This is a genomic window from Corallococcus exiguus (assembly GCF_009909105.1).
Lineage (GTDB): Bacteria > Myxococcota > Myxococcia > Myxococcales > Myxococcaceae > Corallococcus > Corallococcus exiguus.
In genome coordinates this window covers 200,650-226,961 of the sequence record NZ_JAAAPK010000012.1, presented here as the reverse complement: position 1 = coordinate 226,961, position 26,312 = coordinate 200,650, and the positions used below count along the sequence as shown (strand labels likewise).

The following is a 26,312-nucleotide window of genomic DNA, read 5'->3' as shown; positions in this document are numbered from 1 at the left end:
CCGGGCCTTTCGCGCCGGTGCCTGCCCCGGTGTAGAGTCGGACCCCTTCAATGGCTGGGACGACGCTGACGCTCACCCCGGACGGGTTCCGCGGCCGGGTGCTGGGCAAGTACGAGGTGCTCTGCCGCCTGTCGACAGGCGGGATGGCGGAGATTTTCCTCGCGGCCCAGAAGGGCCTGGCCGGCTTCCGCAAGATGGTGGTGCTGAAGCAGATCCTCCCCGACATCCGCGGCGAGGAGGAGTTCGTCCGGATGTTCCTGGACGAGGCCAAGGTCACGGCCGCGTTCAACCACCCGCACATCGCCCACGTGTACGACCTGGACGTGGCGGACGGCGAGCTGTTCCTCGCCATGGAGTTCGTCCCGGGCGCCACGCTGGTGGAGGTGGCCCGCGCGTGCCGCACCGCCCATGAGCCCATCCCCATGGGCCTGAGCCTGATGGCCGTGCGCGACACGGCCGTGGCGCTCAACTACGCGCACAGCTTCACCGACCCGCTGGGCCGGCCCTCGCCCGTCGTCCACCGCGACGTCGCCGAGAAGAACATCATGGTGACGTACGAAGGCGTCACCAAGCTGCTCGACTTCGGCATCGCCAAGAGCCTGGCGCGCGCGGGCCGCACCGCCGTGGGCATGGTGAAGGGCACCAGCGGCTACATGTCCCCGGAACAGATCATGGGCGACCCGCTGGACGCCCGCAGTGACCTGTTCAGCCTGGGCGTGGTGCTGCACGAGTGCCTCACCGGCATGCGCCTCTTCTACGCGAAGAGCGCCGAAGCCATGATGAACGCCGTGCTGAGCGGCGATGTGCCCCCGCCCTCGCGCGTGAACAAGGAAGTGCCGCCGGAGCTGGACGCCATCGTCCTCAAGGCGCTCGCGAAACGGCGCGAGGACCGCTACGGCACCACGCTGGAGTTCGCTCGCGCCATCGAGCGCGCCGTGGGACCGCGCATCTGGCACCCCGAACAGAGCAGCGAGTTGATGCTGCGGCTGTTCACCGAGCGCCGCGACCAGACCCGCCTGCTGCTCATGAGCGGGCAGTCTACCGGGGACGGCACCTCCAGCGAGACGCAGGTGGCGCAGGTGCTCGCCCGGGGCGGAGAGGTCCCGGAGCCGGCCACGCTTCCGCCCGCGAGTGCGCTGCCGCAGATCTCCTCCACGCTGCCGCCTCGCGCGCCCGCGGCGCCCGCCAAGGCACCCGCTCCGGCGAAGGCGCCGCCGGCTCCCGCTGCCGCCGCGGGGGGCCGCCGCAACACGACGGAAGAGGTGGCGGTCCGCAAGCCCGCGGCGATGCCACCCTCGCGCCGGGTGTCGCCTCCCACGGAGCCGTTCCGGCCGCCTCCGCCCACGAATGAGATGTCCGCGCAGCCCGAGGATTCCGAACCGGGCGTGCGCACCCAGCCAGCCCTGCCTCCGGTGATGCTGGATTCATCGCTGCGCATCACGGCGCCCGTGACGGCGTCCCCCGGTTATGCCGAGGGGGAGACCATCCTCACGCCCCTGTCGCGCATGGGCACGCAGCCTCCCGAGGAACCGAAGGCGCGCCATGCGAAGGAGCCTCCGGCCTTCGTGCCGCCGCCCAACGAGCCTCGCGCCCGGGGTGGACGGGAGTCCGAGGAAGGCCGTGCCCGGTCTGGAGCCTCGGACGATGCACGGCAGCGCTCCGCCAACGGCTCCGAGGAGCCGCGTCCGCGCGCCGGACGTGATGCGGCCCATGGATCCGCCGAGGACTCGCGGCCCCGTCCGCCGCGTGAAGCCCTCAACGCGCCTCCCGAGGAGGCTCGGCCCAAACCGCCGCGTGAAGCCTTCAGCGCGTCCGGTGAGGATGCGCGGTCCCGCTCCGCGCGGGATGCGGCGAATGGGTCCACTGAGGATTCCCGTCCCCGTCCTCCTCGTGATTCCGCGAATGGGTCCACCGACGATGCACGTGCCCGGTCTGGCCGCGATGCTTCGCACAACGGTGCGGAAGACTCCCGTCCCCGTCCTCCTCGCGACGCCTCGAACACCAGCTCCGAGGACTCCCGTCCCCGGCCCTCACGGTCCGCCACACAGGACAGCCTCCGCGTCACCCAGCCCCACACCGCGCCGCAGGCCCTGCTGAACGACAGCGAGACGGCCATCTCCCGCGTGCCGTCCAAGCCTCCCGAAGAGGCCCCCGAGAAGACGCCCGCGGTCCGCCGCTCCCCGTCCTCCCGCCGCAAGCAGTCCTCGCCTCCCGCACGCTCCACCCCGGCGCGCGCCTCCGGCCGCCCCACCGAACCGCACGACTTCCTCGCCGATGCCCCCGCCCCCCGCCGAGGCAAGGGCGGGCTCATCACGGCCGGCATCGTGTTCCTCGCCATCGCGGGGCTCGGCACCACCGTCGCCCTGGGACTCGACGGCGGCCGCGTGTCCGCGCTGTGGAGCTCCGTGCTCTCGCGCAAGCCGGACACGAACTCATCCACAACTTCTCCACCGCCCCCTTCCGAGCCCGGGGCCCAGAAGCCCGCCCCCACAGAGCCCGCCTCGCCGGAACCCTCCACCGAGGTCGCCCAGGTCACGCCTCCCGCCGACCCCGCGACTCCCACGGAAACGGCGCCCTCGGACCCGCCTCCTCCCAGCAACGAAACCGCCACCGACGACGCCCAGGCCCCGAAGGCGAAGACGCGCACCCCTGTCCGCAAGACCGGCAAGCGCGACGCCAGCGACCCGACGGCCACTCCGGTCCGCGGCAAGTCCCGCACCGCCGCGCCCGTCGACGACTCGGATGCCGACCTCCCTGCCCCGGATGACGGCGCCACCGAAGCGGCCGCGCCCCAGGGATTCCTCACCCTGGTCACGGAACCTTCCGCCCGCGTGTCCCTGGCCGGCCGTTCCCTGGGCGAGACCCCCCTCAACAAGGTCGCCCTCCCGGTGGGCAGGCACACCCTGAAGCTCATGGACGGCACCGGCCGCCCCTTGAGGCTCCTCGTGGAGATCAAACCCGACGACGTCACCTCCGTCCGGGTCCCCCTGGAGATGCTGGACAATCCCTGAACCTGTCCGGCTGTCGGACAAGTTCGCGCCTCGCCACGCAATCATCCGCTGGGGTCCTCCGTACCCGAGGCATTCCGCCGGGACGTGCTCCTACGTCCTCGCGCCTCGCCCGGAGCCGCCCATGAGGATGTCCTCGCTGTCCCTGCTCGCCGCCTGCTGTCTCGTCACCTCCGCCTGCACCGCCCACGCGGAGGACGCGACCCGGCCCTCCCAGGGCGCCGGTGAGACGCGCCAGGTGGAGGACTTCCACGGCGTCTCCGTGGGTCACGGCATGCACGCGGAGGTGAAGGTGGGCCCCAAGTCCGTCCGCCTGGAGGGCTCCCCTGAAAACCTCTCCCGCCTTCAGTTGGAGGTGGAGGACGGCATCCTCACCACGCGCGTGGAGCGCAAGGGCTGGAGCGGCCTCAACGGCAAGGTGAAGCTCATCGTGTCCTCGCCCCGCATCGACTCCCTGGAGGCCAGCGGCGGCAGCCGCATGAACGCGGACGTCACCGCGTCCGGCGAGTTCGACGCCGAGGCCAGCGGTGGCTCGGTGCTCACCGTGCGCGGCGTGGACGCCAAGAAGGTGGAGGCCGAGTCCAGCGGCGGCTCCGAAATCACCCTGAGCGGCCGCGCGACGCAGCTGGAGGCCGAGGCCAGTGGCGGCGCGCAGGTGCATGCCCAGAAGCTCCAGGGCATCACCGACCTGAAGGTGGAGGCCAGCGGCGGCTCCATCGTGGAGGCCGATGCCCCCACCAGCGTCTCCGGTGACGCCTCCGGCGGCAGCATCATCCGCCTGTCGAAGCGGCCCCAGAACTCCAACGTGGACGTCAGCGGCGGTTCGCGCCTCGACGCCTCGAACTAGCAGCGGTACCGGGAAAGGTTAGCCGGGCCCCGGGGTGTTCCCGGGGCCCGGACAGGCCCCCCACGAAGCAAAAGAGACGCCGCACACCGGACCTCCAAGGTCATCCGGGCGACCGTCCTACCTTCCACGTGGATGCCGACCACACCGGAGTGCCGTCGGACAGGCGCGTGGGCCCCATGGAACGCGCTCGAGTGACCGAACGCTTCGCAGTCCCCAAGATATCGGGAACCCGTCCCAATCCCAAACACCCAGCGTCGCTTTCGCCACACGACTCGCAGGGGAACCCGCGTCCCGCCACGCCTGCCGTCCCCGACGGACTGTAAATACGAAAGCACCGCGCTCACACGGTGCGTCGTTCAGACGCGTCAGGTCGGGTCCATCCAGCGATGATGGAAAACTCCGCATGCGTGGGACTCCGCGAGCAACCGCTCAGCGGGCCGGCGGGAAGCGGTCCGCGTTCTGACGCTCCACCATCCAACCCGGGTACTCGGGGGGCAGCTTGGAGACGGCGTCCAGCTTCGAGAGTTGCTCGGCGCTGAGGCGCAGCTCGGACGCGGCCAGGTTGTCCTCGAGTTGGGCCTGCGTCTTCGCGCCGAGGATGACGGTGGTGACGTGCGGCTGGTGCAGCAGCCACGCGAGCGCCACGCGCGCCACGGTGGTGCCCGTCTCCTTCGCGACCTCATCCATCACGTCGATGGCGTTGTACGCGCGCTCGCGGTCCACGGGCGGGAAGTCGAAGGTGGTGCGGCGGGCGCCCTCGGGGCCTTCGGCGTTGCGGCGGTACTTGCCGGAGAGGAAGCCTCCCGCGAGCGGGCTCCACACCATCAGGCCCACCTGCTGGTCCTTCATCAGCGGCACCAGCTCGCGCTCCAGGTCACGGCCGGCGATGGAGTAGTAGGCCTGGAGCGATTCGAAGCGGGCCAGGCCGCGGTGGTCGCTAATGCCCAGCGCCTTCATCAGCTGCCACGCGGCCAGGTTGGACGCGCCCAGGTAGCGCACCTTGCCCTGGCTCACGAGGTCGTCCAGCGCGCGCAGCGTCTCCTCCAGCGGCGTGGCCACGTCGTAGCCGTGGATCTGCAGGAGGTCGATGTGGTCCGTGCCCAGGCGCTTCAGGCTCGCGTGCACGGAGTCGAAGATGTGGTAGCGGGACAGGCCTGTCTCGTTCTGGCCCGGGCCCATGCGGCCGCGCACCTTGGTGGCCAGCACCACCTGCGAACGCTTCGCCGCCAACGCCTTGCCGAGCAGCTCCTCCGACTGCCCGTACGAATACACGTTCGCGGTGTCGAAGAAGTTGATGCCCGCGTCCAGGCACCGGCCCACCAGCGCGTCAGCCTCCGACTGGCCCTGCTGCCCGATGTTCTTCCAGTAGCCCTCGCCACCGAAGGTCATGGCGCCGAAACACAGTTCAGAGACAAACAGGCCGGTGCGGCCCAGCGGACGGTAGTGCATGTGCGTGTCACCTTGGGTGGAAGTGAAGGCGGCCCCTCTTAACGTCCGGTGCGCAATCCCGCAGCAGGAAGGCACACGATGACGGACGCGCGCCGCTTCGTGGGCTGGGACCTGACGGACCCCTTCGCTCGCGCGCCACGCCCCGTGGACGAGGCCATCGTGGACGGTGACGGCCGCGTGCGCTTCTCCCAGCGCGTCTGGCCCTCGGCACGGGAGCGGCACGGGCTGGACCCGGAGGCGCTCGCGGAGGCCTTCGCCGTGGGACCCGGCGACGTGGTGGTGGTGGACGGGCCGCAGGCGTTGGCGAACCCCGGCGCGAAGGTGCGGGACGCGGAGCGGAAGCTGCGCGCCCCGGGCCGCACCCCGGACGTGCTGCCCGTGCCCGGTGCGCCCTTCGCGGGCTTCGTGCGCGGCAGCGTGCTGCTGTTCGCCGCGCTGCGGGCCCATGCCCGGGTTCCCATGCTGGACCTGGACACGCCGTCGCTGTCACACGCGCGCCTGTTCGAAGCCTTCCCCGGTGCCACCTGGCGCGCGCTGGCTGTGGAGAAGTTGGGGGCAAAAGCCACGCCGGAGGGACGCGCCCGGAGACAGGCCCTGCTGGAAGCATCCGGACTGCGCTTCGAGGACGCAGCAACGTGCACGCACGACCAGCTGGATGCCGCGCTCTGCGCCTGGCTGGGGTGGCTCACACGCACCCGGCCCGGGGACGTCATCGCGGTGGGCCTGCCCCTCACGCGTGACGCGGATGGAACATTGCGCGAGGGACGTATCCTGGACCTGACTCTACTGTAATCAGCTATTGCTATTATTACTGCTTAATATTGTTTAATCCCTCTCAACTCCCACCGGGCATGGCGACGACGGCGCACGCGCACGGCTTCTGGGACCACTGCGGCTTCGACGGCGCCACCGGCTGGCAGACCTTCGAGGGCATGGACGCGACGTGGAAGGGCAAGTACGTGCGCGTGCTGGACGGCGAGGAGCGCTACTTCACGGAGGCCTACAAGGACGGCAGCGGCTGCGCGCACGGCCTGCTCTACAACTTCACCCTGGGGCTCTGGGAGGAGAAGCTGACGCCCATCTGCGGCAACTCCGGCTTCGCCACGGGCTGGACGATGTGGGAGTCGCACTACCTGATGGACGTGGCCCAGCGCTGCCCCGCGTTCCCGCGCGTGCGCGCCTCTGGCATCCAGATCTACACCGTGAGCGCCTGGCCCGCGCTCACCACCAGCAACAGCACCCAGCTGGGCCCCTACGGCCTGTGCTGGACCAACGGCACGTACAACTTCTCGGTCTCCGTGCCCAACAGCGACTGGACCGCGCTCACGCCGTGAGCTTGTGAGGACTCAGCGCCCGCGCACCGGGTCCTCGTGATGGTCGTGCCCTGGCCCGCCGAACGTTCCGGGCCAGGGTTCCTCCGCGGGCTTCAGGCCGGGAATCGGGAAGCGCCGGAAGCGCGATTGGCTATAGGCATACGGCGGATCGCACTCACCGCACGTCGTGGCCCCGTCCATCATCACGATGCTGTCCGGCCCCAGCTCCAGGAACTGCGCGGGCGTCGCCGCGTTCGACACCGGGCACTGGAACACCTCGCTGCCGTCCTTCGCGCTCACCGCGAACAGCACCGGCCCCGTCGCGTTCATGCCCGTGCCCACCACCACCGTCTCCGGCGGCTGGCCCGGCCAGGTCGTCCAGCTCGCCAGCCGGACCTCCGGCGCCACCGGCCCCGGCCACCCCTGGAACCCGTGCGTCCAGGACGGCGTGAGATTCGGCAACGCGTAGCCCTCCAGCGTCCACTCGCCCACGGTGTCGTCCTCGGAGGGCGAGGGAATCACGTGCGCGGAGGTCGCCAACGCGCGGCCCAGCCCCCGGGGGAACGTCTGTGAACCCACCGCCTGCCCGTCCCGCGTGCTCAGCGCCTGCGTGGAGCGTTCGTTGAGCAGGAGCCCGTTCACGATGGCCAGCTCCCCCGCGGCGAAGGCCTCTGTCTTCCGCCAGCGCGGCACCCCGTCCTGCGAGAACGCCATCACCAACGTCGGCGCTCCCGGATACAGCGGCGCCCCCACGTTCTGCGTGGGCCCGAACGCCACATACACATCCCCCGCCGCGTCGGACGCCACGCCGTACGGGTGCGGGTGGTTGCACTCCGCGAGCAGCGGATCCTGCAACGCCTGCGCGGATACCATCCCGCCAAAGGCATCCAACACCACCAGGAAGTACTGCCGGCACAGCGTGTTCCGCGACGTGCCCGTCGGGTACGCCTCGAAGAGCGCCGCCAACCGGTCCGGCTGCATCACCCCCAGCCGCGCCATGAACACCGTCGTCAGCCCCTGCGTGAAGTCCGGCCGCGCCGTCGTCAGGTCGAACGTCCACCTCGGCGCGCCCGTCACCCTGTCCAACAGCGACACCTGCCCGGACAGCGGCAGGTCCATGCACAACAGCCGGTCGTTCCACAGCATGCACCGGCGCCCGGACGTGCTCGCGCGCACCGGCACCGGGCCCGCCGCGTCCAAGAGCGCCGGCACGAAGAAGCCCACCAGCGTCACGTCCCCCGTGGGCCCCACCAACAGGTCGTGCAGCGCCTCGCCGTTGGAGGCCGCGTCGTAGGTCCAGTCCGGCACCAGCGCCGTCGCGGCGGGGCGCTCGCACACGGAGCCCTTGCACTTGCCCGGTCCCTGGCAGGGGCTGGCCGGCGCGCAGGTGAAGTTGTCCGGCGGATCGCGGCGCTGACACGTCCCGTCCAGGCACACGTCCGCCGCGTCACAGCCGCGCTCCGGGCCGCAGAACGTCCCGTCCGGCGCCTTCGCCAGCGTGCACCCCACCTTCGGGTCGCATGCGCCCACCTGGCACTTCCCGTCCCCCGGACACGGCGGCGCCGGCACCGACGTGCAGCCGTCCAGCGGGTTGCACACGTCCGTGGTGCACGCGTTGCCGTCGTCGCAGACGCGCTCCGGGCCCTTGCACCGCCCCGCCGTGCACGTGGCGCCCTGGATGCACGCGTTGCCCGGGTCGCAGGCCGTGCCGTCCGGCTCCTCGGCCTCCACGCACTTCTCCGTCGCCACGTCGAACGTGGAGGTGTGGCAGGCCACCGGCGTGGGGCAGTCCGGATACGGGTTCGACTCCCCGCGCAGCTCCACCCGCACCTCCCCGCCCCCCGGCGCCCGCCCCACCAGCGTGGCCGTCAACACGCCCGTGGCTTCCGGCCGGTAGGACAGCCGGACCGGGACCTCGCCCGGCACCATCCGTGCGGGCAACCCGGACGCGGAGAAGGGGGCGGTCAGCGCCGTCCACTCCACGTCCAGCGTCGTCCGGCCCGCGTTCACCACCCGGAGCTCCACCACCCGCTCCACCCGGGGGTAGCTGGCCGGGAACGTTACGGCCTCCTGGGAGACCCGCAGGAGGCTCCGGGCGCCCGTTAGCGGGGGTTCGTCCCGGCAAGCGCTTCCGAAGGCCAGGAGGGCCGCCAGGGCCATTGCCAGGGCCACCGGCCGGCCCGGCACCGACCCGGGGGACACCGTTGGAGCCTCCGGAAGGCCCTTCAGGCCCCCACTGCCCACCGTCCGCGTGCGCGCCATCGAGCCCTCCTGCCCCTGCCTTTACACCCCTCTCCATCCCCCTGTCCCACTGCACCCCACCCCCGGGGTTTCAGGATTGGGCACTTCCCAGACTGAGTTTTTTTCAGCCCCAAGGGCTTCGAGCCCCTCCAACCCCCCGGAACGACAGGCCTGTCGCAGGGTACGGTTCTGGCAACAGCGCGGGTATGACCCTGGCCGGCCCTCCGCACGATTCTCCAGGATTGCAGGCGTTCACGGTGCTCATCGCCCGGGGGGTGCAGTCCACCGTGGACGGGCTTTCGGCGGAGGTCCGGCGGGCGGTGCTGGCCGAGTTGTTCCGCATGGGCGCTCTCGCCTGTGAGGCCCACTCGGGGCAGGCCGCCTGTCCTCCCTACACCCTGCGCCTGGACGTGGCGGACTGCCGGATGCACGTGGAGCTGGACCCGACGCGCACCCGCCTGTCCCTGACGGGCCTCACCCGGCCCCGGCCGCACTAGAGGCCGCGGTGAACGAGCGGTGGACGTATGGGCAGATGCTGCCCCGGCGCGCAGGCTACGAGGAGAGCTGGGAGCTCACCTACCGCGTGGAGCAGCTGCGGGAGCTGGTGGGCCACGAGCTGCGCCTGGACTCGGCGCTCGCGGAGGAGCTGGACGACACCCTGGCCCGCCTGGTCCAGCGCAACCAGCGCCTGCGCGGCCTGCATCGCATGATGACCGCGGACCGCGAGCCGGAGGACCTGGTCATGCACCGCGCCGCGCTGGAGGACCTGGACCGGCAGCTGCTCCAGGAACTGCCCGGGCTGCTGGAGCGGCTTCGCGCCACCATCATGTAGCGTTCTGTCCCGCGTCGTTCGTCGTCCCGCGGATGCCTGTCGGTTTCCGACTTCTGCACGGGCCCCTCTTCTTTTCACCAGTCTAATTGGAGTGTTGATCAACTGGTGGAAGAGGTAGGGACAGCGGAGTTGGGGACAAGTCAGCAAGCTCGCGGATTTATTCACGAATCGGCGATCTGCTACATGTGGGCAAATTGCCGGTTTCCCCCGGGCATCCACAACGCCGTTTCCGTGCCCCGGGTTGTCCACAGGGCCATCCACACCATCCACAGGTGATCCACAGGGACCTGGGGGTCGTGCGGGCTGGCATGCGGGCCCCTCCTTCGAGGGTTCCACCGGCAAGAAAGACCCGGGATGCAACAGCCCTGTTATGGTCCGCGCGGCTTTCTTCACGACGCGGGCGCCCTCTTTCCATGGCGCTGGAGGATGAGCTCATCGACTTCCATCGGGGCGAGCGCATCGGGAAGTACGAGGTGCTCACGCAGCTGACCGTGGGCGGCATGGCGGAGCTGTTCCTGGGCTACACGTCGGGCCCGGGCGGCTTCCGCAAGTACGTGGTCATCAAGCGCATCCTCCCGGACGCGCGCTCCAATGATCAGTTCGTCCGCATGTTCCTGGACGAGGCGCGCATCACCGCGGCCTTCAACCACCCGAACATCGCGCAGGTGTTCGACCTGGGGGAGGAGGACGACGGGCTCTACCTGGCCATGGAGTTCATCGGCGGGCAGAACCTCAACCAGGTGACCAGCGCGTGCATGAAGAAGCGCCAGCCGGTGCCGCTGGCCTTCACCCTGTCCGTGGCCCGCGACGTGTGCCTGGCGCTGCACTACGCGCACACCTTCACGTCCGCTGGCGGCGAGGCGAGCCCCGTCATCCACCGCGACGTGGCGCAGAAGAACATCATGGTGACGTACGACGGCACCGTGAAGCTGCTCGACTTCGGCATCGCCAAGGCGAAGAACAGCCTGGAGCGCACCAACGTGGGCACGGTGAAGGGCACCACCGGGTACATGTCCCCGGAGCAGGTGCGCGGCGATTCGCTCGACGGCCGCAGCGACCTGTTCTCCGTGGGCGTGGTGATGCACGAGCTCATCACCGGCGAGCGGCTCTTCGCGGGCAAGACCGAGCGCGACGAGATGGTGAAGATCCTCGAGGACGCCATCCCGTGGCCGTCGGTGCTGCTGCCGCACGTCTCCGAGGACATCTCCCGCGTGGTGATGCGCGCGCTGGAGCGCAACGTGGACCGCCGCTACCCGTCCGGGCGGGACATGGCGCGCGCCATCGAGAAGGTGGCTGGCGGCAAGCTGATGGACGCGGACCAGCGCGCCGCGCTCATGAAGAGCCTGTTCGCGGAGCGCATGGCGGCCACGCGCTCCCTGCTGGAGAGCGCGGACGTCACCACGAGCAGCCAGGTGCTGGCGTCGGCGAAGCGGGCGCTCCAGAAGGATGACGGCCCCTACCTGCCGGAGCGCAAGGCCACCGCGCTCAGCGTGGTGGAGGCGCGCAAGAAGGCGGAGATCGCGAAGATTCGCGCGGAAGGCCCCGGCAGCGACGAGACCGCGCCCCCGGTGAAGCGCTCGAAGCTGGGCAGGGTGTGGGCGCTCCTGTCGCTGTCGCTGTTCCTGGGCCTGGCCTACGGCGCGTTCCGGCTCACCCAGCTGCTGGAGGCCGAGGAGAAGGCGCCCCCTCCCCCACCCATGGGCCTGGGCGCCATGGTCCCCATCCTGCCGCCCAACGCCCCCGTGCCCGGCGGGGACGTGGCCGTCGTGGAGCCGGACAAGGACAAGGATCGCGACACCAAGGACCGCGACACGAGGGACAAGGACCGCGACCGGGCAGGCGCGAAGGACCGGGACAACGACCGGGACGAGGCCACCTCCAACCGGGGCAGCCGCAAGGGCAAGGGCAAGGGCGAGGTGACGCTCTTCCTGGACGAGCCCGCGGAGATCTTCCTCAACAACAAGTCCCTGGGTCGCGCGCCGTTGGTGAAGCGCTCCCTGCCGGTGGGACAGGCGGAGCTGATTCTGGTGGGCGAGGACAAGAAGCGCCGCGTACTCGCCGTGCCGGTGGAGACGGGCAAGCCCGTGCGCCTCAACCTCAAGCTGAGGGAGCTGCCGGGCCGCTGAGGACCCCCGTCCGTTCCGGCGTGGACGAAGGCATGCTCGAAGGAGCGGCACGGGCGGAGGGCGTCCGCTATCTTCCGCCCTTCATGGCCCTCTCCCTAGGCTTCCTGATGGACCCGCTCGAGAGCGTGCGGGTGGACCACGACACGACGTTCTCGCTGATGCTGGAGGCACAGCGGCGGGGGCACGACGTCTACTACTTCGAACAGGGGTGGTTGCGCTTCAACGGCCGGTGCTCGGAGGCGCGCATGCGCCGGGTCCGGGTGCGGCGTGAGGTGGGGCACCACTTCGACGTGCTGAGCGAGGACGTGCGTCCGCTGTCGAAGCTGGACGTGCTCTTCCTGCGCAAGGACCCGCCGGTGGACGCGGACTATCTGCACGCCACGCAGCTGGTGGAGCTGTGTCCGGACCGTTCTCCCATCTTCATCAACAACCCGTCCGGTATCCGCGACGCGAACGAGAAGCTCTTCACGCTGAACTTCCCGGACCTGATGCCGGAGACGCGCGTCACGCGCGAGCTGTCCGTGGTGCTGGAGTTCGCGGCGAAGAACGCGCAGGGCACCATCCTGAAGCCCATCGACGGGTTCGGGGGCAAGGGCATCCTGTTCCTCGCGCCGGGGGACCGCAACGCGCGCTCCATGGTGGAGCTGCTCACGCAGGGCGGGAAGGAGCCCATCCTCGCGCAGGCGTACGTGCCGGAGAGCCGCCTGGGCGACAAGCGCATCATCCTGGTGGACGGAGACCCGGTGGGCGCGGTGCTGCGCGTGCCGTCGGACGCGGACCACCGGGGCAACATGGCCGCGGGCGGCACGCCGATGAAGGCGGAGATCACCGAGCGCGACCTCTACATCTGCAAGCGCCTCAAGCCGTCGCTCCAGGAGAAGGGGCTGACGCTGGTGGGCATCGACGTGCTGGGCGACTACCTCACGGAGGTGAACGTCACCAGCCCCACGGGCCTGGTGGAGGCCAGCCACCTGGACGGCGTCTCCTGCGAGGCGCGCGTGCTGGACGTCGCCGAGCGGATGCACGGCGCGCGCTGACCGTGGGGTCCGTCAGGCTGGAGGACGGCGAGACGCTGGACTCCATTGGCACCGCGGACGTGCGCGTGTTCCAGCGCCGCACGGGCTACCGCTTCACGTTGGACGCGGTGCTGCTGGCGCACTTCGCGGCCACGGAGGGCGGTGACCTGCCCGGGCCCGTGCTGGAACTCGGCGCGGGCAGCGGCGTGGTGTCGCTGCTGCTGGTGAAGCAGTTCGGCGTCGCGGGTCCGGTGGATGCGCTGGAGTTGCAGCCCGCGGTGCACGAACGGCTGACGCGCGCGGTGGCGCTCAACGGGTGCGAGGGCCGGGTGCGGCCGGTACTCGGGGACCTGCGGCAGGCGCGGTCGCTGTTCACGGCCGGGACCTATGGGCAGGTGGTGTCCAACCCGCCGTTCCGCCGGGCCGAGGCGGGCGTGGTGAGCCCGGACGCGGAGCGGGCCGTCTCCAAGTCGGAGGTGGCGTGCGATGCGCTGTCCGTGGCCGCGGCGGCGCGGCATGCCCTGCGGCCCGGGGGTGGCGTGAGCCTGGTGTATCCGGCGGCGCGGCTGGCGGAGGTGCTGGGGGTGCTCGCGGGCGCGCGGTTGTTCCCCCGGGTGCTGCGCTCCGTGCACGCGCGGGTGGACGCGCCCGCCACGCGCTTCCTGGTGCAGGCGTTGAGGGACCAGGATCGGGGCCTGTCGGTGCGTGCGCCGCTCATCGTCCATGGCGAGGGACCCGGCGGCTACGGCGCGGAGGTGGCGGCGCTGATGGACGTGCCGCTGGCGGAGCGGAACGGGGGTTGAGTGCCCGGACGCTGAGCGTCGGGCCCTGCGAGCGTCGGGGCCGGATGGGCGGATGCGTCACAACGTAAGGGGGCACTTCACCTACCGGACGTCCGCGTCCCGACGAGGAGAGCCCCATGAACGTGACGATGCTCAACGAACAACCGTCGCTGCTGAAGTCGGCCGCGTTGCTACCGCCGCGCCTGTCGCTGGGCGCGACGATGATTCATCACGGCCTGGCGAAGCTGAAGAAGGAAGGCATCGAGGAGCAAGCGGGCATGTTCGAGCAGCTGGGCATCAAGCCCGGCAAGCCGTGGCTGCTGGCCACGGGCATCACGGAGCTGGTGGCCGGGGTGAGCTCCATCCTGGGCATCGCGACGCGCTTCACGGCGGTGTCGGTCATCGTCACGCAGGCGATGGCCATCGCGAAGGTGCACAGGAAGAACGGCTTCGACATCACCAAGGGCGGCTACGAGTTCAACGTGGCGCTCATCGCCATCGCGCTGGGGACGCTGATGCGCGGGCCGGGGCGGCTGTCCCTGCACAGCGCGCTGGAGCGGCGGGTGAAGCGCCGGGAGCTGAGGCACTTCCGGCTGCTGCCGCGTCAGCGCCGGGGCTCGGTGCTGCTCGACGCGCTCGGGTAGCCGGGGCCAGGGCCTCCGAGGGGTGTAGGGGTGTCGCCTGCCCGGCTGCCAGCGAACCGGGCACGCCGGTGGCGCCCCTGCCCCCGCTTCATCCCGTAAGATGCGCGGGCCATGGCCCCCCCGTCCGTCCTGCTGATGCTGGCGCTCGCCGCGCCCGCCGCGTCCGTCCCCAACTTCTCCACAGCCGAGTCCTCCAGCACCGCGCGCCTCACCGCGGCGGGCATGGCCTCCGTGCGCTCCGTCATTCGGGATGCGAGCACCGCGCGCCTCACCGCGGCGGGCATGGCCTCCGTGCGAGGGGCGATGGGGACCTCGCGGGTGACGCGGCAGCTGGATGTGGCGGGGCTCGCGTCCGTGACGGCCGCCACGCGGAACCGTCCCAATGACTCCGAGACGCCTGTCTCCGTGCGGATGCCCGCGGGCGTCGCCGAGTCCATCCCGACGCCGCCCCGCGAGTCGAACACGGTGCCGGCCACGGGCGCCGCGCAAAGCCAGACAGAATCCCTCTCCGAAGCAGGCCGCATCGCCGTGGAGGCCAGCCTCGGTGCCCTGCGCGCCGCCGCCATCACGATGCACGGCAAGGCCTCCGCGTCCGGTCTCGCCACCGTGGGCAACCCGGACGAGCACTACGCCCGGGGCGTCGCCGCCCTCCAGTCCAAGGACTCGCGCACCGCGATCGCGGAGCTGTCCGCGTGCGTGCAGGCCGCGCCGTCCCGCGCCGACTGCCGCTGGGAGCTCGGCTGGGCCTACTCCGTCGAGGGCCTCTGGGCGGATTCCCTCACGCAGTGGACGCAGGTGCGCGCGCTCAATCCCAACCAACCGGACCTGGAGGGCGCGCTCACGCAGGCCCGCAACCAGGCCGCGCTCCAGGCGAAGCTCGCGCAGCCTGTGGACAGCACGCCCCGCCCGCCCCCGCCGCCGGGCGCGAAGCTGCGCATCCGCGCCGCCGGTGACCTGATGCTCGGCACCACCGTGCCGGAGGGCTACCTGCCCCCCGAGGGCGGCGGCAGCGTCATCGCGGCCGTGCGCCCCCTGCTGGAGGACGCGGACCTCACCTTCGTGAACCTGGAAGGGCCGCTCTGCGACACCGGCAAGACCACCAAGTGCCGCTCGCCCGCGAACTGCTACGCGTTCCGCTCCCCCACCTCCTTCGGCGATTACCTGAAGCAGGCCGGCGTGGACGTGGTCTCCACCGCGAACAACCACTCCGGCGACTTCGGCGAAGAGTGCCGCCGCGCCACCGAGTCCACGCTGGACGCGCTGGGCATCGCCTGGAGCGGTCCGCCGGGCAGCGTGGCCACCGTGGAGCGCAACGGGCTGAAGATTGGGCTCGTGGCCTTCCACACGTCCGCGGGCTGCAACCACCTCAACAACCTGCCCACCGCCACCGCGCTGGTGAAGCAGACCGCCGCCACGCACGACATCGTCATCGTCTCCTTCCACGGCGGCGCGGAGGGCGGCAAGGCCCTGCACGTCCCCGCCGGCAAGGAGATGTTCTTCGGCGAGGACCGCGGCGACCTGCGCGTCTTCACCCACGCGGTGGTGGACGCGGGCGCGCACCTGGTGCTCGGCCACGGTCCGCACGTCGCGCGCGCCATGGAGTTCTACCAGGGCCGCCTCATCGCCTACTCCATGGGCAACTTCGCCACCTATGGCCGCTTCAACCTCAAGGGCCCGCAGGGCCTGGGCATGATTCTCGAAGTGGAGCTGGACAGCCGTGGCGGCTTCTCCAACGGACGCATCCTCCCCACCAAGCAGATTGGCGAAGGCATCACGCAGCCGGACCCGGCCGCCAACGTCGTCTCGCTGGTGCGCAAGCTCACCACCGAGGACTTCCCCGACACGGGCGCCCGCATCGCCGACGACGGCCGCCTCTCTCCGCGCAAGTCGCCCATCACGGCCTCCAGCACCGCGCCGTAGCGCCGAGTCTTCACGACAACGCCGCACCCGCACCCACGGAAGCCACAGCCTCCGTGGGTGTTTTGTGTGTCACGCATCGCGCATCACCGTCAGGGAATGCGTGCTTTGTTGAAGCCGGGCTGCTGCCTGGGCTGGCGTGCGCTTCATTGCGCCTCCAAGGGTGCCGCGCCGTGCAAGGCATGCGTGGGCGGTGTGCGCTAAGACAGCCTTCGACGTGCCTGCCCATCGACTCCCACGACTGACTTCGCTACGCCCCTTCGAATACCCCGGCTATTTCGCCGTGTGGTTGGGCGCGCTCATCTCCAACATCGGCACCTGGATGGAGACGGTGGCGATGGGCGTGTACGTCACGCAGACCACCGGCCGCGCGGAGTGGACGGGCGCCATCGTCGCGCTGTCCTTCCTACCCGCGGTGGTGCTGGCGCCGGTGGGCGGCGCGCTGGCGGATCGCTTCGACCGTCGCGCGTACGCGGGGCTGGGCGCGCTGCTCCAGGCGGCGCTCGCGGCCGTGCTGACGGTGCTCGCGTTCCGCGGGCAGCTGTCGGTGTCCGTCATCGGCGTCATCTCGTTCCTCAACGGGTGCGTGAGCACGCTCACCTATCCGGCCTTCTCCGCGCTGCTGGCCGAACTGGTGCCGCCGGAAGACCTGCACCTGTCCACCAGCCTCAACTCCGCGCAGTTCAACCTGGGCCGCATCATGGGGCCCACGCTGGCCGCGGTGGTGTTTCAGGCGGGCGGACCCGCGTGGGCGCTGCTCGCGAACACGCTGTCCTTCTTCGCGGTGCTGGTGGCGCTGTGGCGCGTGGTGCCACCGGCGCGGGACCCGTCCGTGAAGCGCGAGCCGCTCTGGGATGGCATCCGCCGCGGCATCACCGTGGCGCGCGACGACGAGGACATCTCGCTGGTGCTGGTGGCCACCTTCTTCGTGGCCGCGCTGGTGGCGCCCTTCATCGGCCTGGTGCCGGTGTTCGCCATCCGTGAGCTGGGTCAGGGCGCCGCGGCCACGTCGCTGCTGGTGACGTGCCAGGGCGCGGGCGCGGTGACGGCGGCGCTGTGCGTGGGCACGCTCGCGGAGCTCTGCGGTCAGCGCAAGCTGCGTGGCTACTCGGCGACGACCATCGCGGTGCTGTCGGGCGTGTACTGGCTGGCGCCCACGCTCCAGGTGGCGGCGGTGTGCATCTTCTTCCTCGGCGCCAACTACCTCATCCTGATGAGCAGCCTGAGTGCGTCCTGCCAGGGCCGCGTGCCGCGTGAGCTCCAGGCCCGCATGGGCAGCCTCTACAGCATGGTGCTGGGCGCGGGCTATTCGCTGGGCGTCTGGTTCCAGGGCGCGCTGGCGGACCGCATGAACCTGCGCTTCGTGACCATCGGGAGCAGCGCCGTCTTCCTCGCGCTGGTGCTCACCACGCGCCTGCTCAAGCCCGCGCGCTTCGAGAACGAGCCCCTGGCCCCGGCGGACGTCCAGCCGTTCTCCGACAGCGCGCACTGACGCACCGTCAGTCCTCCTCCAGGTCCCGCTTCAGCTTCGTCAGCAGCTTCACCGCGTGGGTGGCGTAGGAGCTGATCCACCGCGAGTGGATGTCCTGGATGGGCGCCGCGTTGAGGTGGTTCCACCGCGTGCGTCCCTCCTTGTGGGACAGCACCAGCTCCGCCTTCTCCAGGACCTTGAGGTGCTGCATCACGGTGCAGCGGTCCAGGGTCTTCTCGAAGTGCTCGCACAGCTCCCCGGTCGTCCTCGGCGCGTCCTTCAACAGGTCCAGGATGGCCCGCCGGCGCGAGTCCGCCAGCGCCTTGAAGATGAGGTCGTCCTGGTCGCTCCTTGACATGTTATATTTATATAACCTATTTGCGGGCAGGACCAGTTCACGACCAGGGGTGCCCCATGGAGCCGAAGTTCCAGGTGCAGTTGAAGATCCGCAAGCCGTTGGCGCAGGTGTTCGAGGCGGTGGTGAACCCCACGAAGCTGAGCGGCTACTTCGTGAAGACGAGCAGCGGTCCGCTGGCGCAGGGCACCACGGTGAAGTGGAGCTTCGCGGAGGCGCCGGGCGAATTCGACGTCATCACGCGCGAGGTGATTCCCAACGAGCGCATCGTCTTCGAGTGGCCCGCGGACGACAGCTACAACACGCGCGTGGAGATGCGCTTCGTGCCGTTGGACGCAAGCAACACGATGGTGAAGATCAGCGAGTCCGGATGGAAGCCGGATGAGAAGGGCATCACGGCGTCCTACGGCAACGCGGGTGGCTGGATGCACATGATGCTCTGCCTCAAGGGTTATCTGGAATACGGCATCAACCTTCGGGAGGGCGGGGCGTTCTGAAATCCGCGACGCGGGGGAATGTCGCGGCCAGACTGCCGTTCCCTCGCGCCCCGTTCCGAAGGAGCCCCATGTCGTCCGTTCGCGTCCCCGCCCTGCTCCTGTCCGCCCTGCTCCTCTCCGCGCCCGCCGCGAACGCACAGGAGCCCAAGCGCGCCCCGGAGGCGCTGGGCCTGGGCATGGAGGGCTACCCCTACCCTGCCCCCGTGCAGTTCCTGCCCGTGAAGCTGGAGGGTCAGGACCTGCGCATGGCGTACATGGACGTGAAGCCCACGGGCAACGCGAACGGGCGCACGGTGGTGCTGCTGCACGGCAAGAACTTCTTCGGCGCGTACTGGAAGGACACGATTCGCGTCCTCACCGGCGCGGGCTACCGCGTCGTGGTGCCGGATCAGATCGGCTTCGGCAAGTCATCCAAGCCGGCCATCGCGTACAGCTTCCACACGCTGGCGTCGCTGACGAAGCAGGTGCTGGATGAAGTGGGCGTGAAGCAGGCCGTGGTGGTGGGCCACAGCATGGGCGGCATGCTCGCGACGCGCTTCGCGCTGATGTACCCGGAGGTGACGACGCAGCTGGTGCTGGAGAACCCCATTGGCCTGGAGGACTACCGCGAGTCCGTCCCCTGGAAGTCCACCGAGGACCTCTACCAGGAGAACCTGAAGGCCACGGAGGAGGGGCTGCGCAAGTACCAGCGCGGCTACTACGTGAAGTGGAAGCCCGAGTACGACGAATACGTCCAGGTCCTCTACCGCCAGACGCTCAGCGGTGAGTACCCGCGCCTGGCCTGGGTGTCCGCCGCCACGCAGACGATGATCTACGAGCAGCCGGTGGTGCACGAGTTTCCGTTGGTGAAGGTGCCCGCGCTGGTGGTGATTGGTCAGGAGGACCGCACGGTGGTGGGCAAGGGCAGCGTGCCGCCCGCGCTCTTGCCGAAGCTGGGGCAGTACCCGGCGCTGGGGAAGAAGACCGCCGCGGCCATCCCGGGCGCCACGCTGGTGGAGATTCCGAACGTGGGCCACATCCCGCACTTCGAGTCGCCGGAGAAGTGGCACGCGGCCCTGCTGGACTTCCTGCGCAAGGTTTCGAAGTAACTTGCGCCGCATGCATCGCATCCGCGTGGTGCGCCACGCGTCCGGGCGGGGCGGCTGGGAGATGGCGCTGGCCACGCCGCCCCCGGCGCTGGCGCCGCTCATCCGGGACTACTGCGGCTTTCGCGAGGCCATGCCCCAGCCCATGCGCCGGCAGGAGCTGCCCGGCGTGCAGGTGGTGCTCATCCTGGAGTTCGGTCCGCTGCTGAAGCACCTGGACGACGCGGGTCAGGTGACGCGGCATCGCTCCGGCTTCGTCGCGGGGCTGGACGAGCGCTGGAGCACCACCGAGCACAACGGCGAGTCCCACGGGCTTCAGGTGAACCTCACGCCGCTGGGGGCCAGGCGCCTCTTCGGCCTGCCCATGCACGAGCTGTCCCACCGGGTGACGGGCCTGGAGGACCTGTGGGGCGGCGAAGCACGGCGGCTGGTGGAGTCCCTGGCGGAGGCGCGGGACTGGGCGGCGCGCTTCGCCATCGCGGACGCGTTCCTGCTCCAGCGCGCGGAGCGGGGCCCCGCGGTGGACGCGGGCGTGAAGTGGGCGGTGGAGCGCATCCAGAGCACGGGAGGCCAGGTGGACATCGCCACGCTGGCGAGCGAGCTGGGCCACAGCCACAAGCACCTCATCCACCAGTTCCACGAACAGGTGGGGCTGCCTCCGCGAAGGCTTGCGCGCCTGTTGCGCTTCGACCGGGCGGTGGAGCGGATCAAATCCGGAGGCCCGGTGCGCTGGGCGGAGTTGGCACTGGAGCTGGGCTATTTCGACCAGGCGCACCTGAACCGGGACTTCCGCCAGTTCACCGGCGGGCCGCCGTCCGCGCTCCTGCGGCGTGCGCTTCCGGACGCGGGCGGGTTCGAATCCGGCGCGTAGGTAAAATCCGTCCAAGAAAGGCCGGGGGTGGATGGGCAGGATGCGTGGTGAAAGGAAGACACACCATGTCCCTGCCCAGCCTGTATCCCTTCGTCCACTACGCCGACCCCGAGTCCGCCCTGCGCTTCCTGAAGCAGGCCTTCGGCTGCGAGGAGCGGGTCGTCTACCGCAAGCCTGACGGCGCCATCGCCCACGTGGAGCTGACGCTGGGCCACGGGCTCGTGATGTTCGGCGGCGCGGAGGGCGGCCGGCTGAAGATGGCCGCGTCGAAGGACGTGCCCCTGAAGAACCAGGGCATCTACGTGGTGGTGACGGACCCGGATGCGCTGTACGCGCGAGCGAAGGCGGCGGGCGCGGCCATCGCGATGGAGTTGCACGACACGGACTACGGCTCGCGGGACTTCAGCGCGCTGGACCCCGAGGGGAACGTCTGGAGCTTCGGCACGTACCAGCCGCTCGCGGTGCCTCCGCCGAAGGGGTGAGGCGCCTTCGTCGACGGGGCGGTGCGTCCATGTAAGGCTTTCTTCATGAAGCTCTTGCTGGGACCCATCCTGTACGCCCGGGCGCAGGCCACGCCGGACCCGAAGTCCCACGACGTGTGGAGCTTCTTCGTCAACGTGTTCCTGGACAGCACGTCGGGGAAGAAGCCTCCGGCGTTGAGGCTGTGTTTCAGGGACGCGAAGGGCAAGCGGGTCGCCGCCTTCGACGAGGTGAAGGCCGCCGCGGACCTCACCGCCCTGCCCAAGGACACCCGGGGCGTGGTGTGGCGTTGGGAGGTCATCCTGCCGCGCACGGACGTGGCGCAGCGGCTGTCCTATCACTTCGAATCGCCAGACACGCCCGGCGTGCCGGTGACCTTCGAGCGTCCACAGCCGCGAGCTGACCGGCCGTGGTCCTCGAAGGTCATTCCGCCGGAGCCGCTGGTGGTGTCCGACGTCGTCGTGCCCGCGAAGGGCGTGTCGCCGAACATCGCGTTCTTCTCCTGCAACGGCGCCAGCCGTGCGAGTGATTGGAGCAACCTGGCGCAGCCCTTCGCCCTATGGGAGCGGATGCTGCAACAGCATCAGCAGGACCCGGCGGATCCGGCGAAGACGCCGGGCTTCCAGCTGCTGCTCGGGGGAGGCGATCAGCTCTACGCGGACTCGTTGCACAACACGATGGATGTGTTGAACGCGTTCATGAAGTTGCCCCGGTCGGAGCGGTTGAAGCTGCCGGTGCCGGACGGGCTTTCGGAGAAGCTGTTCGCGGAATACGTCTGGCTCTACCGGGAGCGGTGGGGCGGGAGCCAGGGCATCGCGCCGGTGCTGCGGCGGGTGCCGGGCCTGTTCATGTGGGACGACCACGACATCTTCGACGGGTGGGGTTCGCACGAGGAGCTCCAGCAGGCGCCCTGGTACCGGGCCCTCTACAGCGCGGCGGCGCGAGCGTTCGAGGCCTTCCAGCGGGGCTTCCTGGAGCAGCCGGCGAAGGCACGCGAGCCGGACGACCGGGGCGTGGTGAATTCCGCGCAGCACTATTTCCAGACGTTCTGTTTCTCCACGGTGGACTGCGATCTGGACGTGGTGTTGCTGGACCTGAGGAGCGGCAGGACCAGCCGGGTGATGGACACCGGAGACGCGCATCCGCAGACCGAGTTCACGGTGATGAGCCGGTCACAGTGGGACGCCTTCGACGCGTGGCGCGAGGAGCACCGCCAGCGGCCGGAGAACGGCAAGAAGGCGAGGCACGTGTTGGTGGTGTCGTCGGTGCCGCTGGTGCACTTGCGGTTCGGTCCAGCGATGGAGCGGATGAGCGGAGGGGGCATCGAGCTGCGCGACGACCTGTTGGACCAGTGGGAATCCTCGGTGCACCGGGGCGAGCGCACGCGGTTGTTGATGAACCTGTTCTCGCTGGCGAAGAAGTCCTACTGCGCGGTGACGGTGTTGTCGGGGGACGTGCACGTCGGCGCGAGGGCGCGCGTGCGTTCACGCAATCCGGATCACCTGGTGCCGGCGTTGGGAACGGTGGGGGAGGTGTTCATCGAACAGGCGACGTCCTCGCCCATCGTGCATCCGCCGCCGGGATGGCTCGCATTCAAGGGGATGCTGGCGTTGTCGGAGGATTCCCGAGAGGACCTGCCAGGGTTCCTGCAGACGGAGCTGTTGCCAGTGGGCAAGGATCTGTACCTGCGAGACCGCAACTGGCTGTCCATCCGGCTGGAGCGGCCCAAGCACCGAGACACGACCGCGCGTCCGAAGCTGTGGGTGAAGTGGATCGCGGAGAAGGAGAACCTGCCGATGGAGGTGGTGGTGGAGCCACCGCCCTTCCCGGCCGTGGGCTGAGAGTTTCAGCGGACCGGGAGCTCGCGGAAGGAGATGCCGGTCCAACCGCCCTGCTCCACCGCGTCCTTGAAGCGGTCCGTGCCGATGATCATGGTGCTGAAGTTGTCCAAGCGGAACAGGTCCCTGTCCGTGGGCAACGAAGCACCGTCGAGGATGGGGTCGTCCGGACGACGAAAGTACTGATGTCCGCAGGTGGGACAGGGCGGCGCCAGGCCCGGAGGAAGGCAGTCGCGGTGCAGGAGGCCGCGCGGTTCGATCTGGAGTTCGAGGATGTCCGGAGGCGTCTTCTGACGGAACCGCAGCTCCGTCTTACAGCCCAGCAGTCCACGGATGCCCGCTGCCTTGAGACTGTCGAGTGCGTCGCGGCGGATGATCATCAACGAGGTTCCCTGCCAGGTGAACGGCCCGAACTGACCGGACGCAGTGCCCGTGAGCGGACCGAAGCTTGTTCCGGGAGGAAGCGATGTATTGGGTGGCACCAGCGGGCGCACCAGCTCCCGGAGACGGACGAACTCGTGGAACGGCTCGGCTCGGGGCTCCTCGAATTCCCGATGCTCAGGGATGAGTGAAAGGTCCACGGCGGGGTACTGACGTCCCCATCCAGCCGAGGTCACGCCGCATCCAGGACAATCCTTGATGCCGGGCAGGAACCATTTGTGCGTGGCATCGAAGTCTCCGCTGTAACGGGATGTGGCTGCTTCGTCGTCACGGAGCCAGAAGAAGGGGGGCATGGACCGTCAAGCCTCAGATGGGTGAAGGCTCAGTTGTACTGCTGGATGGGACCACCCAGGAGTTGGAATCGGTAGATCAGCTCCCCGGCATGCTTGAAGATTTCCTCTGCGGGAGCGCCTCCGTTCGTATTCCGGAACTCACGCCAAGCCTTGTTCCACAAGCCCCCCTTGGGAGCATCGCTGTGGATACGCCGGTGGACATGCACGGGGATGGGGATCGTGTACTGGTGGATGTCGATCCCCTTGAGATTGAACCACGCAGCAAGGTCCGGGGCCTGCGGGAAGATGTGGTGCTTCTCGAACTTGCCCGCCGGCAATCGCCGCTGAGGAGGCACGGGCTTGGGGTTCCCGTACCAGGGGAACACCATGACGGGTTCCGGGTCGCCCGGCAGGCCCATGCTGCCGCCCCAGTTGCGCCGAGGCCCGCTTCCCGGCGCGGGAGCCACCGCCACGGGTGGAGGCCGGGGTGGAAGTCCCCGCGCCAGCACTATCTCCCCAGGTACGTCCTCGCACCGGAAGAAGCCGCACACCGTGTCCCCACACACCAGGGTCACACAGGCGTCCGAGCTGGCGTCACCGCACTCCGCCTCGGCTTCATCCCACCGCTGCTGGAGCGGCGTGCTGGACGCGCACGCCGCCGTCCACAGCGCCAGGAACATCAGCATCTTTCGCATAGCGGCAAAACCTACTCATATCCGGCGTCCCTGTGACCAACGTCAGACTTGAAGACCTGGGCAACGCAACGACCCTCGACGCCCTTCGCGATTCCCGGTGGGACGCGGAGCTCCGTATCTTCGAGGGACTCAATCCCTGCACCATCCGGAGCATCGACACAGGCGTGAATGTTCCCGAAGGCATCGATACGGGCAACGGTCCCTACGTCATCCAGATCAACGGCTCGCTCAAGACAGCGGACCATCTCCATCTCTGGACCGACGACTACCTTCCCGGGCTCGTCATCGTCCGCGGAGACCTTCACGCCCGAACGTTGTCATTCGGCAACGGAGCCCGGATCTTCGTCGAGGGCTCCGTCCTCGTGGAGGACTGTCTCTTCGGCCAGTACGGAGACCGCAACGCGGTCCTCAGCGCGAAGGGGGAACTCCAGGCGCGGGCTGTCTTCCTCGCGCAAGGCGCCCGTGTCTACGCGGACGGAGGCGTGCGGGCCTTGATCTACGCGCCGCAGGGAAGCTGGGAGTCCCTGACACCTGACATCGAGAACGAAGGCCTGGGGGATGGCGTTGCGTACTTCGACCCCTCGGTGCTCGACCGCTACGGCGACCTCCACTTCCGTCAGGCCGTGGAAGCCGCACGTGCCGGTCAGTCGCTGTTCCTTCCCGGGGTCGAGGAGCGCTTCGCCCAGAGACTACCTTCACGAAAGACAGTCTGAACTTCAGGAACGCACGGGCAGCTCACGGAAGGAGATGCCGGTCCAACCGCCCTGCTCCACCGCGTCCTTGAAGCGCTCCGTGCCGATGATCATGGTGCTGAAGTTGCCCACGCGGAACAGGTCCCTGTCCGTGGGCAACGAAGCACCGTCGAGGATGGGATCGTCCGGACGGCGGAAGGCCTGCCGCCCGCAGGTGGGACAGGGCGGTGCCAGGTCGGGCGGAAGGCAGTCGCGGTGCAGGAGGCCGCGCAGTTCGAATTGGAGCTCAAGGATGTCCGGAGCCGTCTTCTGCCGGAACCGCAGCTCCGTCCTGCATCCCAGCAGCCCACGAACGCCCGCGACTTGGAGACCTTCAAGCGCATCGCGGCGGATGATCATCAGCGAATTCCCCAACCACGTGACGGGACCGAACTGACCGGAGGCTCGGCCTTCGAGTGGGCCGAATTTCGTTCCGGGAGGGAGTTCAGCATGTGGAGGGGCCAGTGGGCGCACCAGGGCCTGAAGACGCAGGAACTCGTGAAGGGGTTCAGGTCGGGGCTCTTCGAATTCCGCATGCTCGGGGATGAGCGAGAGATCCACGGCCGGATACTCGTGTCCCGCATCAGACCAGGTAGCACCGCACCCCGGGCAGTTCTTGATGCCCGGCAGTCCCCACTTATGTCCTGCGTCGAAGTCCGCGCTATAGCGCGCTGTAGCCACCTTGTCGTCGCGCAACCAATAGAAGAGGGCCATGTGCTGTGGGATTCGTTTGAAGATCAGTTGTACTGCTGAACGGGACCGCCCAGAAGCTGGAAGCGATAGATGAGCTCTCCGGCATGCCGGAAGATTTCCGGTGGTGAAGCGCCTCGATTCTCTTCTTTGAAGTCACGCCAGGCCTCGTTCCACATGCCTCCCTTGGGACCATCGCTGTGGATACGCCGGTGAACGTGCACGGGAATGGGGATCGTGTACTGGTGGATGTCGATCCCCTTGCTCTTGAACCACTCAGCAAGGTCCCGCGCCTGCGGGAAGATGTGGTGCTTCTCGAACTTCCCCGCTGGCAGCTGCCGCTGAGGAGGCACGGGCTTGGGGTTCCCGTACCAGGGGAACACCATCACCGGTTCCGCACCGCCCGGCAGGTCCATCCCGGGCCCCCAGTTGCGCCGGGGCCCACTTCCCGGCGCGGGAGCCACGGCCACGGGTGGAGGCCGGGGCGGCAGACCCCGCGCCAGCACTATCTCCCCAGGTACGTCCTCACACCGGAAGAAGCCGCACGCCGTGTCCCCACACACCAGGGTCACACAGGCGTCGCTGCGCGCGTCACCGCACTCCGCTTCGGCTTCGTCCCACCGCTGTTGAAGCGGCGTGCTGGACGCGCACGCCGCCATCCACAGCGTCAGGGCCAGGAACGTCAGGCTTTTCCTCATGACGGAAAAGCCT

The 26,312-nt window shown here is 69.4% G+C and carries 25 protein-coding genes; 18 read left to right on the top strand and 7 right to left on the bottom strand.

Going from position 1 to position 26,312, the window contains the following annotated elements; genetic code table 11:
• Window positions 1–50: 50 nt before the first annotated feature.
• Window positions 51–3,011, top strand: a complete 2,961-nt coding sequence (locus GTZ93_RS35470) for a serine/threonine-protein kinase (RefSeq protein ID WP_161663249.1) — start codon at window positions 51–53, stop codon at window positions 3,009–3,011.
• Window positions 3,012–3,132: 121 nt separating this feature from the next.
• A complete protein-coding gene (locus GTZ93_RS35465; RefSeq protein ID WP_139923462.1) occupies window positions 3,133–3,855 on the top strand; it encodes a head GIN domain-containing protein in 723 nt (240 codons plus the stop codon).
• Between the two features lie 429 nt (window positions 3,856–4,284).
• Here GTZ93_RS35465 and GTZ93_RS35460 read toward each other — a convergent pair whose 3' ends face one another.
• Window positions 4,285–5,304 (bottom strand): aldo/keto reductase, encoded by a 1,020-nt coding sequence (locus GTZ93_RS35460; protein WP_139923460.1) that lies wholly within the window; start codon window positions 5,302–5,304, stop codon window positions 4,285–4,287.
• A gap of 78 nt (window positions 5,305–5,382) precedes the next feature.
• Here GTZ93_RS35460 and GTZ93_RS35455 point away from each other — a divergent pair, with 78 nt between their 5' ends.
• Both GTZ93_RS35455 and GTZ93_RS35450 read left to right on the top strand, forming a co-directional pair.
• Window positions 5,383–6,096, top strand: coding sequence for a DUF429 domain-containing protein (locus tag GTZ93_RS35455; RefSeq protein WP_139923458.1), 714 nt, complete (start codon window positions 5,383–5,385; stop codon window positions 6,094–6,096).
• 59 nt (window positions 6,097–6,155) lie between these two features.
• A complete protein-coding gene (locus tag GTZ93_RS35450; RefSeq protein ID WP_139923457.1) occupies window positions 6,156–6,638 on the top strand; it encodes a hypothetical protein in 483 nt (160 codons plus the stop codon).
• Window positions 6,639–6,650: 12 nt separating this feature from the next.
• Here GTZ93_RS35450 and GTZ93_RS35445 read toward each other — a convergent pair whose 3' ends face one another.
• On the bottom strand, window positions 6,651–8,879 hold the full coding sequence (locus GTZ93_RS35445; protein WP_161663248.1) for a tenascin-X: 2,229 nt from the start codon (window positions 8,877–8,879) through the stop codon (window positions 6,651–6,653).
• A gap of 221 nt (window positions 8,880–9,100) precedes the next feature.
• Here GTZ93_RS35445 and GTZ93_RS35440 point away from each other — a divergent pair, with 221 nt between their 5' ends.
• The 8 genes from GTZ93_RS35440 to GTZ93_RS35405 all read left to right on the top strand — a co-directional run bounded on the left by GTZ93_RS35440 (window position 9,101) and on the right by GTZ93_RS35405 (window position 17,667).
• Complete coding sequence (locus GTZ93_RS35440) at window positions 9,101–9,355, top strand: hypothetical protein (protein ID WP_233607426.1); 255 nt, start codon at window positions 9,101–9,103, stop codon at window positions 9,353–9,355.
• Window positions 9,356–9,363: 8 nt separating this feature from the next.
• On the top strand, window positions 9,364–9,690 hold the full coding sequence (locus GTZ93_RS35435) for a hypothetical protein (protein WP_233596797.1): 327 nt from the start codon (window positions 9,364–9,366) through the stop codon (window positions 9,688–9,690).
• Between the two features lie 413 nt (window positions 9,691–10,103).
• Complete coding sequence (locus GTZ93_RS35430) at window positions 10,104–11,816, top strand: serine/threonine protein kinase (protein ID WP_161663247.1); 1,713 nt, start codon at window positions 10,104–10,106, stop codon at window positions 11,814–11,816.
• A 32-nt stretch (window positions 11,817–11,848) separates the two neighbouring features.
• The gene (gene gshB, locus GTZ93_RS35425) at window positions 11,849–12,853 is read left to right on the top strand and encodes a glutathione synthase (protein WP_257979350.1); all 1,005 of its coding nucleotides are present in this window, start codon (window positions 11,849–11,851) and stop codon (window positions 12,851–12,853) included.
• 2 nt (window positions 12,854–12,855) lie between these two features.
• On the top strand, window positions 12,856–13,635 hold the full coding sequence (locus GTZ93_RS35420; protein ID WP_139920365.1) for a tRNA1(Val) (adenine(37)-N6)-methyltransferase: 780 nt from the start codon (window positions 12,856–12,858) through the stop codon (window positions 13,633–13,635).
• A gap of 116 nt (window positions 13,636–13,751) precedes the next feature.
• Window positions 13,752–14,258, top strand: coding sequence for a DoxX family protein (locus tag GTZ93_RS35415; RefSeq protein WP_120576154.1), 507 nt, complete (start codon window positions 13,752–13,754; stop codon window positions 14,256–14,258).
• A gap of 111 nt (window positions 14,259–14,369) precedes the next feature.
• Window positions 14,370–16,178 (top strand): CapA family protein, encoded by a 1,809-nt coding sequence (locus tag GTZ93_RS35410; RefSeq protein WP_139920363.1) that lies wholly within the window; start codon window positions 14,370–14,372, stop codon window positions 16,176–16,178.
• 214 nt (window positions 16,179–16,392) lie between these two features.
• The gene (locus GTZ93_RS35405; protein ID WP_139920361.1) at window positions 16,393–17,667 is read left to right on the top strand and encodes an MFS transporter; all 1,275 of its coding nucleotides are present in this window, start codon (window positions 16,393–16,395) and stop codon (window positions 17,665–17,667) included.
• Between the two features lie 7 nt (window positions 17,668–17,674).
• On the opposite strand, the gene GTZ93_RS35400 is transcribed toward GTZ93_RS35405, so the two are convergent.
• Window positions 17,675–18,004, bottom strand: a complete 330-nt coding sequence (locus GTZ93_RS35400) for a metalloregulator ArsR/SmtB family transcription factor (protein WP_120576151.1) — start codon at window positions 18,002–18,004, stop codon at window positions 17,675–17,677.
• A 56-nt stretch (window positions 18,005–18,060) separates the two neighbouring features.
• Here GTZ93_RS35400 and GTZ93_RS35395 point away from each other — a divergent pair, with 56 nt between their 5' ends.
• From GTZ93_RS35395 to GTZ93_RS35375, 5 genes are all read left to right on the top strand, one after another.
• Window positions 18,061–18,498, top strand: coding sequence for an SRPBCC domain-containing protein (locus tag GTZ93_RS35395; protein WP_139920359.1), 438 nt, complete (start codon window positions 18,061–18,063; stop codon window positions 18,496–18,498).
• A 68-nt stretch (window positions 18,499–18,566) separates the two neighbouring features.
• On the top strand, window positions 18,567–19,586 hold the full coding sequence (locus tag GTZ93_RS35390) for an alpha/beta fold hydrolase (RefSeq protein ID WP_121755599.1): 1,020 nt from the start codon (window positions 18,567–18,569) through the stop codon (window positions 19,584–19,586).
• Between the two features lie 10 nt (window positions 19,587–19,596).
• On the top strand, window positions 19,597–20,454 hold the full coding sequence (locus GTZ93_RS35385) for a helix-turn-helix domain-containing protein (RefSeq protein ID WP_257979349.1): 858 nt from the start codon (window positions 19,597–19,599) through the stop codon (window positions 20,452–20,454).
• A 65-nt stretch (window positions 20,455–20,519) separates the two neighbouring features.
• Window positions 20,520–20,936 (top strand): VOC family protein, encoded by a 417-nt coding sequence (locus GTZ93_RS35380; RefSeq protein WP_121755597.1) that lies wholly within the window; start codon window positions 20,520–20,522, stop codon window positions 20,934–20,936.
• Window positions 20,937–20,981: 45 nt separating this feature from the next.
• Window positions 20,982–22,775, top strand: coding sequence for an alkaline phosphatase D family protein (locus GTZ93_RS35375; RefSeq protein WP_139920356.1), 1,794 nt, complete (start codon window positions 20,982–20,984; stop codon window positions 22,773–22,775).
• A 5-nt stretch (window positions 22,776–22,780) separates the two neighbouring features.
• Here the strand turns inward: GTZ93_RS35375 and sitI6 (GTZ93_RS35370) are convergent, their stop codons facing one another.
• Entirely contained in the window at window positions 22,781–23,506 is a 726-nt protein-coding gene (gene sitI6, locus GTZ93_RS35370) for a SitI6 family double-CXXCG motif immunity protein (RefSeq protein ID WP_139920354.1), read from the bottom strand.
• A gap of 29 nt (window positions 23,507–23,535) precedes the next feature.
• Window positions 23,536–24,180, bottom strand: a complete 645-nt coding sequence (gene sitA6 / locus GTZ93_RS35365) for a SitA6 family polymorphic toxin lipoprotein (protein WP_139920352.1) — start codon at window positions 24,178–24,180, stop codon at window positions 23,536–23,538.
• A 164-nt stretch (window positions 24,181–24,344) separates the two neighbouring features.
• On the opposite strand from sitA6 (GTZ93_RS35365), the gene GTZ93_RS35360 reads away from it, so the two are divergent.
• Window positions 24,345–24,893, top strand: coding sequence for a hypothetical protein (locus GTZ93_RS35360; protein ID WP_161663246.1), 549 nt, complete (start codon window positions 24,345–24,347; stop codon window positions 24,891–24,893).
• Between the two features lie 3 nt (window positions 24,894–24,896).
• On the opposite strand, the gene sitI6 (GTZ93_RS35355) is transcribed toward GTZ93_RS35360, so the two are convergent.
• Together sitI6 (GTZ93_RS35355) and sitA6 (GTZ93_RS35350) are read right to left on the bottom strand one after the other, a co-directional pair.
• Entirely contained in the window at window positions 24,897–25,625 is a 729-nt protein-coding gene (sitI6, locus tag GTZ93_RS35355) for a SitI6 family double-CXXCG motif immunity protein (RefSeq protein ID WP_139920348.1), read from the bottom strand.
• 23 nt (window positions 25,626–25,648) lie between these two features.
• Window positions 25,649–26,299 carry a SitA6 family polymorphic toxin lipoprotein gene (gene sitA6, locus GTZ93_RS35350; RefSeq protein ID WP_139920346.1) on the bottom strand — a complete coding sequence of 217 codons (651 nt, stop codon included), beginning with the start codon at window positions 26,297–26,299 and terminating at the stop codon, window positions 25,649–25,651.
• Between the last annotated feature and the right edge of the window lie 13 nt (window positions 26,300–26,312).

Bases quoted from the DNA above. Each gene is read 5' to 3' on its own strand.
- GTZ93_RS35470 (WP_161663249.1), top strand. From the start codon at position 51: ATGGCTGGGACGACGCTGACGCTCACCCCGGACGGGTTCCGCGGCCGG.
- GTZ93_RS35465 (WP_139923462.1), top strand. From the start codon at position 3,133: ATGAGGATGTCCTCGCTGTCCCTGCTCGCCGCCTGCTGTCTCGTCACC.
- GTZ93_RS35460 (WP_139923460.1), bottom strand. From the start codon at position 5,304: ATGCACTACCGTCCGCTGGGCCGCACCGGCCTGTTTGTCTCTGAACTG.
- GTZ93_RS35455 (WP_139923458.1), top strand. From the start codon at position 5,383: ATGACGGACGCGCGCCGCTTCGTGGGCTGGGACCTGACGGACCCCTTC.
- GTZ93_RS35450 (WP_139923457.1), top strand. From the start codon at position 6,156: ATGGCGACGACGGCGCACGCGCACGGCTTCTGGGACCACTGCGGCTTC.
- GTZ93_RS35445 (WP_161663248.1), bottom strand. From the start codon at position 8,879: ATGGCGCGCACGCGGACGGTGGGCAGTGGGGGCCTGAAGGGCCTTCCG.
- GTZ93_RS35430 (WP_161663247.1), top strand. From the start codon at position 10,104: ATGGCGCTGGAGGATGAGCTCATCGACTTCCATCGGGGCGAGCGCATC.
- gshB (WP_257979350.1), top strand. From the start codon at position 11,849: ATGCTCGAAGGAGCGGCACGGGCGGAGGGCGTCCGCTATCTTCCGCCC.
- GTZ93_RS35415 (WP_120576154.1), top strand. From the start codon at position 13,752: ATGAACGTGACGATGCTCAACGAACAACCGTCGCTGCTGAAGTCGGCC.
- GTZ93_RS35410 (WP_139920363.1), top strand. From the start codon at position 14,370: ATGGCCCCCCCGTCCGTCCTGCTGATGCTGGCGCTCGCCGCGCCCGCC.
- GTZ93_RS35400 (WP_120576151.1), bottom strand. From the start codon at position 18,004: ATGTCAAGGAGCGACCAGGACGACCTCATCTTCAAGGCGCTGGCGGAC.
- GTZ93_RS35395 (WP_139920359.1), top strand. From the start codon at position 18,061: ATGGAGCCGAAGTTCCAGGTGCAGTTGAAGATCCGCAAGCCGTTGGCG.
- GTZ93_RS35390 (WP_121755599.1), top strand. From the start codon at position 18,567: ATGTCGTCCGTTCGCGTCCCCGCCCTGCTCCTGTCCGCCCTGCTCCTC.
- GTZ93_RS35385 (WP_257979349.1), top strand. From the start codon at position 19,597: ATGCATCGCATCCGCGTGGTGCGCCACGCGTCCGGGCGGGGCGGCTGG.
- GTZ93_RS35380 (WP_121755597.1), top strand. From the start codon at position 20,520: ATGTCCCTGCCCAGCCTGTATCCCTTCGTCCACTACGCCGACCCCGAG.
- GTZ93_RS35375 (WP_139920356.1), top strand. From the start codon at position 20,982: ATGAAGCTCTTGCTGGGACCCATCCTGTACGCCCGGGCGCAGGCCACG.
- sitI6 (WP_139920354.1), bottom strand. From the start codon at position 23,506: ATGCCCCCCTTCTTCTGGCTCCGTGACGACGAAGCAGCCACATCCCGT.
- sitA6 (WP_139920352.1), bottom strand. From the start codon at position 24,180: ATGCGAAAGATGCTGATGTTCCTGGCGCTGTGGACGGCGGCGTGCGCG.
- sitI6 (WP_139920348.1), bottom strand. From the start codon at position 25,625: ATGGCCCTCTTCTATTGGTTGCGCGACGACAAGGTGGCTACAGCGCGC.
- sitA6 (WP_139920346.1), bottom strand. From the start codon at position 26,299: ATGAGGAAAAGCCTGACGTTCCTGGCCCTGACGCTGTGGATGGCGGCG.